The sequence below is a fragment of the Dictyobacter arantiisoli genome, assembly GCF_008326305.1.
GTDB lineage: Bacteria > Chloroflexota > Ktedonobacteria > Ktedonobacterales > Ktedonobacteraceae > Dictyobacter > Dictyobacter arantiisoli.
In genome coordinates this window covers 1-13,694 of the sequence record NZ_BIXY01000060.1, presented here as the reverse complement: position 1 = coordinate 13,694, position 13,694 = coordinate 1, and the positions used below count along the sequence as shown (strand labels likewise).

The window sequence follows — 13,694 nt, the reverse complement described above, 5'->3', positions numbered from 1 at the left end:
CCTGGAAGTGAAGCCGAGGCTGCGTAGAGCAGTCTCAACTTCTTCCTTCGTCTCAGGTTATATACTATCAGGCAAAAACCGGTTCAAAGGGGGGAGCGGCAGCGCGATCACGCTTGAGTTCAAAGAGATTCGCGTTGTGTAAGGCCCATACAAAATGATCCCACATTTCGGCAGCCTCTTCTCCCTTTGGTACACTATGAATAACCGGTCCATAGTAGCCTACATGAGAATCCGCCAGTGCAATCGTTGGCACCCCAAAGGCATGATAGCGTTTTACCGCCTCTTCATGATCACTAATGACATCCAGCCTTGTAGCATCGTCCGCCAGAGCCTGTTCGACAAATGCTGCGCCCAGCCCAGCCGCCTCTGCACTCGCCTCAACCACTTTGCGATCACTGATATCCTCTTTACGACCATGGGCAGCATTTCCCAGTTCGATATAGAGTTTTTCAAAGGTCTCATTGCCATGCAAGCGGCGTGCTAGAGACAATGTGCGTAATGCGGTCCAACCACGGCCATTGACATAATCCGGCTGTGCACCTGCGGGACGATTGACGATTTCAAGGCTAAAGAGCCGCCAGGTGATCTCAATGGGACGCAACTGGCGTGCTTCCCGAGCCCATAATGCCGTGCGCCATGCTAGCGGGCAAAGTGGATCAGTATGGAAGTTGATATGGAGAGTTTCTTTTGTTTCCTGTACACTCATAAAATAACCTCTCTTACTGGATAGTTACAATGCTTTTTTGGTATTTTAAATCACAAAGCAAACATCCATAGCATACGTTTGTATGCGGAAGCATGTCAAGAAATTGCGTGATGAATACGATAAAGAGGAGAAGCCATTTCAGAAATGACCTCTCCTCTTTGTGTCAGATGTTACTGGCTATTAGCACTCGCTATGGCCGCAACTGTAGCATTTGCGGCAGCCTTCTTCATAGACCATTGTGTTACAGCCGCACTCAGGGCACAGGTTGCCTGTGACCTTTAACTGGCTGTTGTTGGTGAACGCTGCCTGGTTGCTTCCTCCAGGAGTAGTGGCAACCTTCTCGATCTGCTCAGGCGCTTCTGCGACCACAGTCTCGACCGCACTTTCCTGTAATGCATCGATGTGAAGTTCGAAGGCGCGGGCGACGGCATCTGGCAGGGAGCGTACCTGCTGCGCACCGAAACCAACCGAGCGGCTACCACCGATACCCCGGAGCTGATTGGTGATCTCTTGCGCACGATCCGCCTGCGAGAGCGGGCTAAGTAACTGCAAGTTCAGGGAGATCAAACGTCCCAGGGCCTCAGAGAGGGCGGCGATATCACTACCAGCTTTACCGACGTTCACGAAGACCTCGAAGGGTCCCTGATCGTCGCTATTGATGGTGATATTAATTTTGCCTTCAGGAGCATTGACCTGACGGGTGTAACCCTGTACAACCGCCGGGCGTTGCTTGATACCCTGGTGGATCGAGGTAACGGGTTCGAACATGGATGCCTGGACAGCCTCTGATTCAGTGACAGCAGCAGCCTTGGCTTTATTTTCATCCTCAACACGTGTTAGAACCGCGTCACGGGAACCATCGCGATAGTACGTGACACCCTTACAACCCATCTCGTAGGCCAGGCGATAGAGCGTCTGGACCTGTTCGACAGTATGTTCGTTGGGTGCATTCACTGTCTTACTGATACTGGAGTCTGTGTAGCGCTGGATCATGCTCTGGACACGGACATGTTCCTCGGGCGAGAGATCCTTGGACGAAACGAAGTAGCCGGGTGTGGTTTCGTTAGGATGCTGGTCACGCCACTCTTGCAGGAGTGGATGATACATAATATGCTCACCAGTGCGGTCGCGACGAATCATAGCGAAGTCATAGACCGGCTCGATACCGGAACTGACGCCGGATAGCAGGCTGGTCGTGCCAGTGGGTGCCTGTGTCAGGACCACGGCGTTGCGAATTCCCTGTTTACGGATTTTTTCCTGAATATGCTTGGGCAGGCGTTTGATGAACTTACCCTGCATATATTTTTCCCGATCAAATTTGGGAAAAGCACCTTTTTCGGAAGCATTATCTGCGGAAGCCTCATAGGAAGCATTGCGGATCGTGCTATAGATGCGCTCAATAATCGGAAGTGACTCTTCGCTGCCATATGCTACCTGCATTTTGATTAACGCGTCGGCCAGACCCATCGTTCCCAGTCCAGTACGGCGGGTGCCCAATTGTGCCTCAGCATTCTCAGGAATGAAATATTCAGTGGCATCAACAACATTATCCAGGAAACGCATAGCAGTCTTACTGATTTTTGCCAGTCGCTCATAATCCATCTTGCCATCTTTAACAAAGGCTGAGAGATTAATCGCGCCCAGGTTACAGACGCCAAACGCTGGTAAGCCCTGCTCACCACAAGGATTAACACAACGGATATCCTCATAGTACCAGGTATTAGATTCTTTGTTATAGCGATCCATGAACACCAGACCCGGCTCAGCGGATTCCCATGCGGATTTGCAGATGAGATCCCAGAGGGCGCGAGCGCGAATGGTCTTCTTTACTTCGCCTTTCCAGATCAAATTCCAGTCTGCATCGTCCTTGACGGCCTGCATAAAAGGATCAGAGATACAAATCGAGAGATTTGCATGCTCAATCTTGCCCGCTGTGCGTTTGACCGTGATGAACTCTTCGATATCGGGATGAGTATCATCGAGCATGAGCATCAGAGCTCCGCGACGCGATCCACCCTGCATAATGACATCACCGGTTGCGACCGAGTATAGCTGGGCCCATGAGCAAGGACCAGAGGCGGTACCGTTCACGGTTTTGATATAGGAGCCGCGTGGACGCAAGGTTGAAAGGTTGATACCAACACCACCACCACGTGCCATGATCTCCGTCATGATCTTAAGGTTATCGAGGATACCCTGACGACTGTCCTCAGGGCTGGGGATGACGAAACAGTTATAGTAGGTGACTTGATGACCTGTGCCTGCACCGGCGAGAATACGTCCGCCTGGTACAAACTGAAAATCAGAAAGCGCTTCATAGAATTGCTTTTCCCATTCAGTGCGCTTCTCCTCAGTGGTCTCAACCGCCGCGATACCACGTGCGACACGCTGCCAGAGTTGCTCGGGATAGAACTCTAAGGCGTTTCCATCAGGATCTTTCAGGGAGTATCGATCCATGAAAACTTTTTGGCGAATACCTTCTAATTGAGTTCTGTGCCGGGTATCCGTTGTATCGTTACTCTCAACTGAGCGGGCTTCTTGCTCTAGCATCCTGAACTGCTCCTCTTTTTGTTTATTATAAATAATGGCATGAAATTTTTTTGTTTGCCCTCAGGCATTCATTTATGTGTTTGTTTGTCTACCGCACTCAGTATACTCGTAATTTTGTGTAAAAACAAGACCCTGAACACAACATATTGATTTTTTGTTTAGTCCTAGCACAACATGTTGATGTAAGACACAGTATGATATTATATGACTACCAGGATCGGTTAGCAAGAGCTTGCTGCCTGAGTACTATCTAAAGAGGCTACAATGGCTTCATCATGGAGAATGTATGCGTGCTGAGATTTTATCTTGTGGGACAGAATTACTACTAGGCCATATTTCTGATACAAATGCGACCTATCTGGCGCAGAGTTTAGCCGCTCAAGGCATCGATATCTATCATGTGTCGCAAGTTGGCGATAATCAAGGAAGGGTCGTTAAGCTATTGCAGCAGGCCTGGCAGCGTTCCGAATTGATCATTATGACGGGCGGTCTTGGTCCGACAGAAGATGATTTAACACGTGAAGCTATCAGCGAATTATTGGGCGAAGAGATGGTGGTGGTACCAGAATTAGAGGCACAGCTGCAAGCACGCTATACCCATTTGACGCAATCTATGCCACAACGCAACATCAAGCAGGCAACGCTCATTCCATCAGCGCAAAGCATTCGTAATCCTGTCGGCTCAGCTCCGGGCTGGTGGGTGGAGAAGGATGATCATATTTTAGTAGCAATGCCAGGTGTGCCGCATGAGATGTATCAGATGTGGGAGAACGAGGTTGTGCCCCGCCTGGCAAAGTATACCGGTGGATTAATCTTCACGCACCTACTGCGTGTGTACGGTCTGGGTGAGTCAGCGGTGGAAGAGCGGCTTGATTCACTCCTGCATTCACTCAATCCTACGATTGCTACCTATGCCAAATCGGATGCGGTGGATGTACGTATCACCGCAAAGGCAGAGCATACTGAGGATGCCATTCAACTGGTCTCGAGTATGGAGGAGCAGGTGCGTGTTTTGCTTGGTGACTATATTTTTGGCATTGAAGGGGATACCCTGGCCAGTGTGATTGGCAAATTGTTACAGGAACGTCAGCAAACTTTAGGTGTGATGGAGTCGTTGACCGGGGGGATGCTTGCCAGCACGATTACCGATTTTCAAGGCAGCTCAAACCATTTTATCGGCGGTATTGTGACGTATAGTACTGATTTAAAAGTCCAAATGGGGGTGCCAAAGGAGACGGTTGAGCGCTATGGGGTTATTAGTGAAGAGACGGCACGGGCGATGGCTCACGCTGTGCGCGAACGCCTGGGTACAGATTTCGGTATCGGAGTCACTGGCGTAGCAGGCCCTGATAAACAAGAAGAGAAACCAGTTGGAACGATATATATCGCTGTAGAGGGTCCTGAGGGCACGCTTGTGGGTATGGGACCCGGTTGGCACGCTGGCCGTGCAGACAACAAACGCTATGCTGTTCTGACGGCTCTAGATTTGTTACGGCGCTATTTACAAGGTATCCTCACCCCTCAATAAAAGCGTGCCTCTTATCGAGGGGTCTGATTCCCATTCTCATTGGGATCTCTCGGCTCGCTTGTAGCATGAGTTATCCCGAATTTTTCGAACAGATGTTCGATCGACTTCAATCCGCTCTACAAGCGGGGTTGCAAGGGGCGGCTAGCCCCTTGCCGGGGTTACAGGGGTGTCCCCTGTCCTTTTTCTTTTTCCTCGCGCCGCCGCAGGCGGCGTGCAAAAAGGGAAAAAGAAGTATGTGGGGACACCCCACACCCCGGCAGAAGGCTTCGCCCTCTGCACTCCCATTGTAGCGAACGTTTGTTTCAAAAGTCCGGGATGACTCATGCAACACATACTAAAAATGTTTTGAGAGATTTGGATGTGAAAACTATAGATGAGAATTTTGGAAGATAGGAAAGCCTGAAACTCGCTTATAGATATCATGCGTGAACGTAATCATCGGGATTTAAAAAGGCTTTCCAGGATCAATGTGCTGATCCAATAATTATTCCTATATAGTGTTGGGAATAGTGGATATATTTTGGATGTTTAGATTCTGTATGGTACACTTATGAGCGACACCATGTTCGTTTAACGCTCAGAAATGAGGCTTCAGGTGTATAATAACACTAATTCTGACAATAAGGTTCCTTCACAGAACGATTCTGACTCTGCTCCAGAAGCGGATTATGCTCATCCGGATTACTATCTTGCATCCGTAAAGCAGCCAACTCAGGCTGAGATGGATATATCTCCTTATAGCTATGATCCTTATTCTGATAACTATACTGGCTATCAGTCGATACCACCCACACCCGATCCGTATGCACCGGCTTCAACGGTTTCGCCCTATCAAGAGTATCGCGGACCCCAGAGTATGCTGCAATCTTCGGAGGTAAGCTATGCGGAAGGTGCCGATCAATCTTCGACTCCAGGCGCTGAATTCAAGCAGACAGGGAAGTCCCGCAAAGGGATTGCTGGAATTGGTGGCTTGCTGGCAGCGATTGGTGGTTTTCTCCTAAAATTTAAAAGCCTGGTTTTTCTCTTGAAATTTGGCACCTTTGGCATCACTGCACTGGTATCGGTTTTTGTGTATTCATTCATTTTTGGCTGGCCGTTCGCGATTGGCCTGGTATTACTGCTGTTTATCCATGAGATGGGACACGCGGTAGTGATGAGGTTAAAAGGCATTCCTCTGGGTGGGATGATCTTTATTCCGCTGTTTGGAGCTGCCGTGACGATGCGCCAGATGCCGAAGTCAGCCAAGGATGAGGCAGAGGTAGGGATCGCGGGACCAATCGCGGGAGCGTTGGCTGCCAGTGTATGCTTTTTCTTTGCACACATATATCCTGGGACGATCTGGGCACCATTGGCCTACTTTGGCTTCTTCTTAAATCTCTTTAATCTGATTCCGGTCATTCCTTTTGACGGCGGACGAGTGGTTGCGGCCATTGATCGACGTGTCTGGATTATTGGTTTTGTCGCCTTGCTTGCCTATCAGGTCTGGGAATGGTTTCATGGGAATAACAGCCCCTGGTTGTTATTGTTCGTCATTATGGCGGCCTTTCAACTCTGGTCACGCGGGCGCAATACATTGGATGCGCAATCTTATGAATACTACAACGTGCATTGGACCTCACGCCTGCTGATTAGCATTCTCTACTTCGCGTTGATTGCAGTGCTTTTCCTGGGCATGACCATCACACATACATTGATTCCCGTGGCTAACTAGCTTCTGGTCGCTGCAGATTTTTACTGCTTGCTTGCTTGTGAGCAGAGCGCCTGATAGAGGTAGGCCCAGGATACGTGTAAAACTCGTAACTATTCAGAAGATCCGCGTAGAGGATGCAAATCGTGCATACTCTTTCGCTCTTGAGCTCGAGATAGTGAAGTGCGCGCCAGCATCTGCGAGAAATAAGTATTTTACGCCAGCCTTCTGAATAGTTATGAATTTTATATGTACTATGGTTCTACCTCTGATACCTGATTTTTCTGCGTTGAAGAAGATACAGGTATCAGGCATTCTTATAGAGTGTATAGATACAAATGCTGGAATGATCAGTTTTTTTATTGTTTCGTTCTTACTTCTATTCCGGCATCTTCTTCAAGAACTTTGAGCAGGGCGGTGTAATCATCTTTGCCATGTCCTGCGGCGCGTGATCTTTCATAGAGTTGTCGTGCCAGTGCAACCATCGTAATAGCGGTCTCGTTTTCAGCGGCTAGATCTAGAGCCAGACCGAGATCCTTATAGAGCAGGTCGGTCATAAAGCCGGGCTGAAAACTGCCGTTGAAGGCGCGTAAAGGGAATTGATTAGATAATTGCCAGCTCGCTCCCGTACTGGTACCTATGATACGTGCCATCGTCTCTACATCCGCTCCGGTTTTGACTCCCAGTACCAGTGCTTCGGCTGTAGCGGCGGCAATGGTTCCGGTCAGCATGTTATTGATAAGTTTAATCACATCGCCGGAACCACTGGGGCCGACATGGACAATATTCTCTTTTTTGCCCATCGCTTCCAGGACAGGGCGGACCTTTTGAAAGGCTTTTGCTTCACCACCGACCATGATTGTCAATGTGCCGTTGATCGCGCCTTGCGAGCCACCGCTTACAGGAGCATCCAGGAAATAGAGTCCTTTTTCTGTGGCTTGCCTGGCCAGATTACGGGTAACTGCTGGCGCGATGGTGCTCATGTCGATAATGACCAATCCCTGGCGGGCACCAGCAAAGATGCCATTAGGACCGGCTACGACCTCTTGTACTTGTGGCGAATTGGGAACCATGGTGATTACGATCTCGGAAGCTATGGCGACGGCACGTGCGGAGGGTGCCAGTTTTGCACCAGCTTCAATAACCTCCTGCACTTCTGCCTTTTCTGGATGACGGGCATAGATCGTGACATCATGACCGGCTTTGAGCAGATTAAGGACCATTGGGCGGCCCATAACTCCGATACCAATAAAACCTAGCTGCATGACGTGATATTTCCTTTCGCTGATGGCTCTAATGCGCGTGCCATCGATACTCTTTGCGCGTGTCAGTCGTGTTGTTGAGCACTGGCCTGGCTGCTTTTATGCGTTTGCAGCTTCCATTTCTACGACACTGGTTCCTCCCTGGACAACATCACCTTCCGCACAGGAGATATGCTTGATCTTACCGGCATAGGGAGCGGTGATAGCATGTTCCATTTTCATCGCACTCAGGATAACCAGGGTCTGGTGCGCTTCTACTATATCACCATCATGGGCTTCTATTTTCACAATGGTACCCGACATTGGGGCTGTGAGACTGTTTTGCAGGCGTTGTTGATCTCCACCATGACTTGCAGTGGTTACATCTAGTAGCCCTGGCCGACGCAGGCGAAAGAGTTTCCCTTTCAAGATCAGATGCAGTTCATCTTTCTGGTCATGGAGTGCGATGAGCGTTTGCTGGTCGTCACATCGCAGCATCAGGAAATGATCATTGGTCAAGAAGGCAGTGATTTCTTGTGGTGCTTGCTCTCCTACGCTAATCGACCATGTGTTCTGTCGTGTCACAACTGGCTGAATGGTCACCAGGTAATCCTGCTCTCCATAGCGATAACTGAGCGTGCGTCTACCTCCGGCGATACGCCACAGTCCCTGTGTTTGCCAGGGGGTCAGTCGATGTTTAGATGTTGCTGACATGGTATATTCACTGCTCTTCTCTGTCGCAAGGTGTTGGAGATCATAGATCGCCGCAGCCTTGAAGATATCTTCAGAAATATCTGCTGTAGAGGTTGGAGCGAGCAGGTCGTGTTGTTCGAGAAAGTCGGTTGGTGTGTCACCCATGGCAAATGCTGGATGCTGGCTGATAGCATGAAGCAGTTCAAGATTTGTCTTGACGCCGAAGATAGCGCTCTGCTCCAGTGCTCGCTGGAGGCGTTGAATGGCTGCCTGACGACTCTCGGCTACGACAATAAGCTTTGCTAGCATTGGATCATAATATTGAGTGATCTCATCGCCTGCTTCAATGCCACTATCCAGCCGGATTCCTGGTCCTACAGGTTTGTGGAACGCGTTAATTATACCTGTTGACGGTAGATAATGTTGTTGAGGATCTTCGGCATAGAAACGTGCCTCAATCGCATGTCCACGGGGAGAAATTTCTGCCTGAGTGATCTTGAGCGGTTCACCGGCGGCAATATAGAGCTGTTGTCGTACCATATCCAGCCCGGTAACCAGTTCAGTCACTGGATGTTCTACTTGTAGACGAGTATTCATTTCGAGGAAATAGAAGTTCTGATCGGTATCAAGGATGAACTCGAGGGTGCCAGCATTGACATAGCAGGCTGCCCGGGCGATGCGGATCGCAATGTCTCCCATTTGTTGACGCAAGGCATCTGACAGGACACTGGAGGGGCTTTCCTCGATAATTTTTTGATGGCGGCGCTGGATTGAGCATTCACGTTCGCCTAGATGGACCACGTTTCCGTGTTGATCAGCAAGAATCTGGATCTCAATGTGGCGCGCCTGTTGCAGATAACGTTCCAGAAAGACAGCAGCATCTCCAAAGGCAGCCTGGGCTTCGCGGCGTGCTCCAGCGAGTTGTTCAAGAAAAGTGGCTGCATGGTGTACGATACGCATGCCTTTGCCACCACCACCGGCTACGGCTTTGATGAGTAATGGGAAGCCAATACGTTCTCCTTCTTCTTGCAAAATCCCATCCATCTGGCTCTCGCCATTATAGCCGGGTACGGTCGGAGCATTGACCTGCTGGGCCACCCGTCGAGCTGCCGTCTTCGAGCCCATCAGGCGTATTGAGGCCGAACCGGGTCCAATGAAGACAATGCCAGCTTGTTCACATGCCTCGGCAAAATCAGCATTCTCCGAGAGAAAACCATAGCCGGGATGGATGGCTTCGGCCCCACTGCGTCGGGCGATATCAAGGATTGCGTCCCCGTTGAGATAACTCTGTTGTGCCGGTGCAGGACCAAGTAGATAGGCTTCATCGGCGTTGATGACGTGGCGACTGTGCTGATCCGCTTCCGAGTAGACCGCGACACTGTCGATATTCATCTCACGGCAGGTGGCAATAATGCGTAGTGCGATTTCTCCTCGGTTAGCGATAAGTATTTTCCTGAACATAGTGCCTCTTTATTTGAACCACTGTGGACGTCGTTTTTCGAGAAATGCCTTGAGTCCTTCCTGTCCCTCCGGGCTCACACGGATTTGCGCAATAGTCTGGGCAGTATAATGACGAGCCTGCGCCTCATCCATCTGCCCGACCTGTTGAGCCAGGGTTTTAGCGGCGCGAATAGCCTGAGGTCCTCCGCTCAAAAGCTCATGCATCGTCTTTTGGATCGTGGCATCGAGTTGTTCTGTTTGTACTACCGTATGTACTAATCCAATGGACCGGGCACGTTCAGCGTTGAAGCGTTCACCGGTGACAAAAAGCATCCGTGCCATATTCTCCCCAATCTTTTTGATGACAAAAGGAGAGATGACCGCAGGCACGATACCAAGTTTTACCTCGCTAAAGGCGAAGCGCGCCTGTTCGACCGCGATTACAATATCGCAGACAGAGACCAGGCCTACTCCCCCTCCTATGGCGTCCCCATTGACACGGGCGATCACAGGACAGGGGAAGGTATTAATGGTATGAAGCATATCAGCCAGTCGTAGTGCCTCGCTAAGATTCTGCTCCTCAGTATATGTAATGGCTTCCTGCATGGCATTGATATCTGCGCCAGCGCAGAAGACTGTTTCTGCCCCGGTTAGAATCACAGCATGTAATTGCTCATTAAAGCTTAATTCAGCAAAGACGTCTGTCAACTCTTGAATTAATGTTCCATTTAACGCGTTGCGTACCTGTGGACGATTTAATGTCACAACTGCGATACGATCCTGAGATGCGTATTCCACAGTCAATTGGGAATAGGATTGAGCCATAACACCTCCTTATGTATTGTATATTACAGGTTATTGCTCTCTATTCAGTTTAGATCCATTGACGATGGCGAAAGTACCAGATTTGCCCCAGACTGAGCAGAATCATTACCAATAATACGATCCAGAAGTTCCAACCACTGTCAAATTCAACCTGCGGGGAATGAGCGAAGTTTTGTCCAAAGACGCCAGTGATAAAGGTAATGGGCAAAAAGATGGTTGAGATCAGTGCTAATTGCTTCATGATTTCGTTCTGGCGATTAGAAACGGTAGTGAGATAGACGTCTAGCAGGCCACTCATCAAATCACGATAGGAATCGATCACTTCAAAGGTGCGGATCAGATGATCATGTACATCTGAGAAGTAGGGTTCAACCTCGGTGGGTATGAAATCTCCGGTGCGTGTAATCAATGAACTGGAAACCTCGACTTGAGGACTGATCACACGGCGCATCTGAACCAGGATGCGCTTCATACGAAAGATGCGTGTTTGCACCTCATTATCTGCCTGTTCAACCGTCGAATTCTCAAGGTCATCAACCACATCGTCGATATCGTCGAGGACCGGAAAATAGCCATCGACCATGGTATCCAGAATGGCATGCAACAGGCGTGGCACTCCTAGATGCACAATATTATCTTCACTCTCATCCTCTCGAACTGTCTTGTGGAAATCTGAGAGCCAATCCAGCTCTTGTTGATGTGATGTAATCAAAAAGTTTTTGCCAAAGATAATATCTAATTTAGGGGTATCGGCTTCAACCGCATCGCCGTTGAAGTTCAGGCTATGGACAACCAGATAAAAGTAATGATGATACCCAACAAGTTTCGCGCGCTCTTTTTCTTCCTGCATGCTTTCGATAGTTAAGGGAAGGAGCTGGAACTCATTGCTCAATAGACCAATATATTTAGCCAGATTTTTGCCACTCTGAATATCAAGCCAGACGATTGACTGTGTATCCTGGAGGGCATCATGCAATTGTTGATTTGTTGCATCAACCTGCAATAATCCCTTTTGACTAATAATTATTTGTTGCATAAAGACAGATATATCCTTTGGGTGAGATGCGCCATTAGATGAGTCCTCGATTCTAAGGATCTCAACTATATATTGTACGCGCTGTATCCTGTTTTTGATACTCCTCTTTTTGGGTTTCCATGTGGGCCTTCCCTTTACATGCGAAACACTCCAAACTGGGAGGGAGCGATAGGGGCATTGAGTGAGGCAGCAATACCCAATCCCAGCACTGTACGTGTATCACGTGGATCGATGATGCCGTCATCCCACAGCCGCGCCGTACTATAATAGGGATTGCCTTCTTCCTCATATTTATCCTGGATAGGTTGCATAAAGGCCGCTTCCTCCTCTGAATCCATAGACTTGCCACGCGCGGCCAGACCTTCTTTACGCACAGTTGCCAGGACCGTTGCCGCCTGCTGTCCACCCATAACTGAGATGCGTGCGTTCGGCCACATCCAGAGTTGACGGGGCGAATAAGCGCGTCCACACATGCCATAGTTGCCCGCACCAAAAGAACCACCGATAATCACGGTAAACTTGGGCACCGAGGCATTGGCTACCGCCATCACCATCTTGGCACCATCTTTGGCAATGCCCCCATTTTCATATTGTCGACCAACCATAAAGCCGGTTATATTCTGCAAGAAGATCAAGGGGGTTTGGCGTTGCTCACAAAGCTCAATGAAGTGTGTCGCTTTAAGCGCGCTCTCGGAAAAGAGGATGCCATTATTGGCGATAATACCAACTGGATAGCCCATTAGACGAGCGAAGCCGCAGACCAGTGTGGTGCCGTAGAGCGCTTTGAACTCGTGGAAGTCACTATCATCGATCAGGCGAGCAATCACCTCACGTACATCATAACTACGCCGATTATCCTTTGGCACAATCCCCAGCAGATCCTGAGCGGGATAGAGTGGAGGGATGGGATCGTGGATATCCCAGGGAATGTATTTGCGTCGATTGAGATGAGTGACGATACTACGGCAGATAGCCAGAGCATGTTCATCATTGAGGGCATAGTGATCGGTAACTCCAGAGGTACGGCTATGGACATCCGCGCCGCCCAGATCTTCAGCACTTACCTCTTCACCGGTTGCCGCTTTGACCAGCGGAGGCCCGCCTAAAAAGATCGTGCCATTGCCACGTACAATCACCGTTTCATCACTCATCGCTGGCACATAAGCTCCGCCAGCGGTACAGGAACCCATCACCGCCGCAATCTGAGGAATACGCAGGCTGGACATACGGGCTTGATTATAGAAGATCCGTCCAAAGTGATCCCGGTCAGGAAAGACCTCGGCCTGGAGCGGCAGAAATGCACCGCCGGAATCCACAAGATAAATACAGGGGAGGTGATTTTGTTCAGCGATCTCCTGTGCACGCAGATGTTTTTTGACTGTGATTGGATAATAGGTGCCTCCCTTAACAGTGGCATCATTAGCGACAATCACGCACTCCTGGCCCTCGACCAGCCCAATGCCAGTCACAATACCCCCTGCAGGCGCATCATTCTCATACATATCCCATGCGGCCAGAGGGCTAAATTCTAAGAAAGGAGTATGGGGATCGCAGAGCAGTTGGATACGTTCGCGTACCAGTAACTTATTGCGTTTGCGATGTTTTGCACTCGCCTCGACACCACCTCCCTCTTGAACCTGCTGGATACACTGCTGCAATTGTTCAAGTAATCCTTCAAATGTTCGGATATTCTCCACAAACGCCGGGCTGTGACGATCTATATGCGTTTCAATCTTAGCCATCGTCTCTTTATCCTCTCAACAACGGTGATAGAACAGGATTGAGTTCATGAGCCTGGTGCTTCAGGGCACCCTCCATGCAGCATAACATTCAGCACTGGCAGCGTCAAGCCATGGTCATGTGTGGGGTGCGCGTCATTTTTTTGCGGGAGGCTTGGCAGGAGAAAAGAAAGATGATACACTGGAAGCAGTAAAGAGTGGAGGATGAGATGGAAGAAGCAATGGACAAAGAATGGCGCGATTTAAGCG

At 49.5% G+C, this 13,694-nt stretch carries 9 protein-coding genes; 2 read left to right on the top strand and 7 right to left on the bottom strand.

All coding sequences use genetic code 11. The annotated features are described in order from the left end of the window. Positions 1-67: 67 nt before the first annotated feature. Both F1593_RS18245 and F1593_RS18240 read right to left on the bottom strand, forming a co-directional pair. Positions 68-706, bottom strand: a complete 639-nt coding sequence (locus F1593_RS18245) for a DsbA family oxidoreductase (RefSeq protein ID WP_149403002.1) — start codon at positions 704-706, stop codon at positions 68-70. 180 nt (positions 707-886) lie between these two features. Continuing rightward, on the bottom strand, positions 887-3,256 hold the full coding sequence (locus tag F1593_RS18240; protein WP_149403001.1) for an adenosylcobalamin-dependent ribonucleoside-diphosphate reductase: 2,370 nt from the start codon (positions 3,254-3,256) through the stop codon (positions 887-889). Between the two features lie 286 nt (positions 3,257-3,542). On the opposite strand from F1593_RS18240, the gene F1593_RS18235 reads away from it, so the two are divergent. Beyond that, positions 3,543-4,784 (top strand): competence/damage-inducible protein A, encoded by a 1,242-nt coding sequence (locus F1593_RS18235; protein ID WP_149403000.1) that lies wholly within the window; start codon positions 3,543-3,545, stop codon positions 4,782-4,784. 595 nt (positions 4,785-5,379) lie between these two features. Beyond that, positions 5,380-6,495 carry a site-2 protease family protein gene (locus tag F1593_RS18230; protein ID WP_149402999.1) on the top strand — a complete coding sequence of 372 codons (1,116 nt, stop codon included), beginning with the start codon at positions 5,380-5,382 and terminating at the stop codon, positions 6,493-6,495. Positions 6,496-6,830: 335 nt separating this feature from the next. On the opposite strand, the gene F1593_RS18225 is transcribed toward F1593_RS18230, so the two are convergent. The 5 genes from F1593_RS18225 to F1593_RS18205 form a co-directional block, all read right to left on the bottom strand. Beyond that, positions 6,831-7,736 carry an NAD(P)-dependent oxidoreductase gene (locus tag F1593_RS18225; RefSeq protein WP_149402998.1) on the bottom strand — a complete coding sequence of 302 codons (906 nt, stop codon included), beginning with the start codon at positions 7,734-7,736 and terminating at the stop codon, positions 6,831-6,833. Between the two features lie 96 nt (positions 7,737-7,832). Next, on the bottom strand, positions 7,833-9,866 hold the full coding sequence (locus F1593_RS18220; RefSeq protein WP_149402997.1) for an acetyl/propionyl/methylcrotonyl-CoA carboxylase subunit alpha: 2,034 nt from the start codon (positions 9,864-9,866) through the stop codon (positions 7,833-7,835). 9 nt (positions 9,867-9,875) lie between these two features. After that, complete coding sequence (locus F1593_RS18215) at positions 9,876-10,670, bottom strand: enoyl-CoA hydratase-related protein (protein WP_149402996.1); 795 nt, start codon at positions 10,668-10,670, stop codon at positions 9,876-9,878. Positions 10,671-10,719: 49 nt separating this feature from the next. Beyond that, positions 10,720-11,706, bottom strand: coding sequence for a magnesium/cobalt transporter CorA (gene corA / locus F1593_RS18210; protein ID WP_149402995.1), 987 nt, complete (start codon positions 11,704-11,706; stop codon positions 10,720-10,722). Between the two features lie 134 nt (positions 11,707-11,840). Then, the gene (locus F1593_RS18205; RefSeq protein ID WP_149402994.1) at positions 11,841-13,448 is read right to left on the bottom strand and encodes a carboxyl transferase domain-containing protein; all 1,608 of its coding nucleotides are present in this window, start codon (positions 13,446-13,448) and stop codon (positions 11,841-11,843) included. Between the last annotated feature and the right edge of the window lie 246 nt (positions 13,449-13,694).

Excerpts from the sequence above, each read along its gene's own strand:
- F1593_RS18245 (WP_149403002.1), bottom strand. The coding sequence starts at position 706 with ATGAGTGTACAGGAAACAAAAGAAACTCTCCATATCAACTTCCATACT.
- F1593_RS18240 (WP_149403001.1), bottom strand. The coding sequence starts at position 3,256 with ATGCTAGAGCAAGAAGCCCGCTCAGTTGAGAGTAACGATACAACGGAT.
- F1593_RS18235 (WP_149403000.1), top strand. The coding sequence starts at position 3,543 with ATGCGTGCTGAGATTTTATCTTGTGGGACAGAATTACTACTAGGCCAT.
- F1593_RS18225 (WP_149402998.1), bottom strand. The coding sequence starts at position 7,736 with ATGCAGCTAGGTTTTATTGGTATCGGAGTTATGGGCCGCCCAATGGTC.
- F1593_RS18220 (WP_149402997.1), bottom strand. The coding sequence starts at position 9,866 with ATGTTCAGGAAAATACTTATCGCTAACCGAGGAGAAATCGCACTACGC.
- F1593_RS18215 (WP_149402996.1), bottom strand. The coding sequence starts at position 10,670 with ATGGCTCAATCCTATTCCCAATTGACTGTGGAATACGCATCTCAGGAT.
- corA (WP_149402995.1), bottom strand. The coding sequence starts at position 11,706 with ATGCAACAAATAATTATTAGTCAAAAGGGATTATTGCAGGTTGATGCA.
- F1593_RS18205 (WP_149402994.1), bottom strand. The coding sequence starts at position 13,448 with ATGGCTAAGATTGAAACGCATATAGATCGTCACAGCCCGGCGTTTGTG.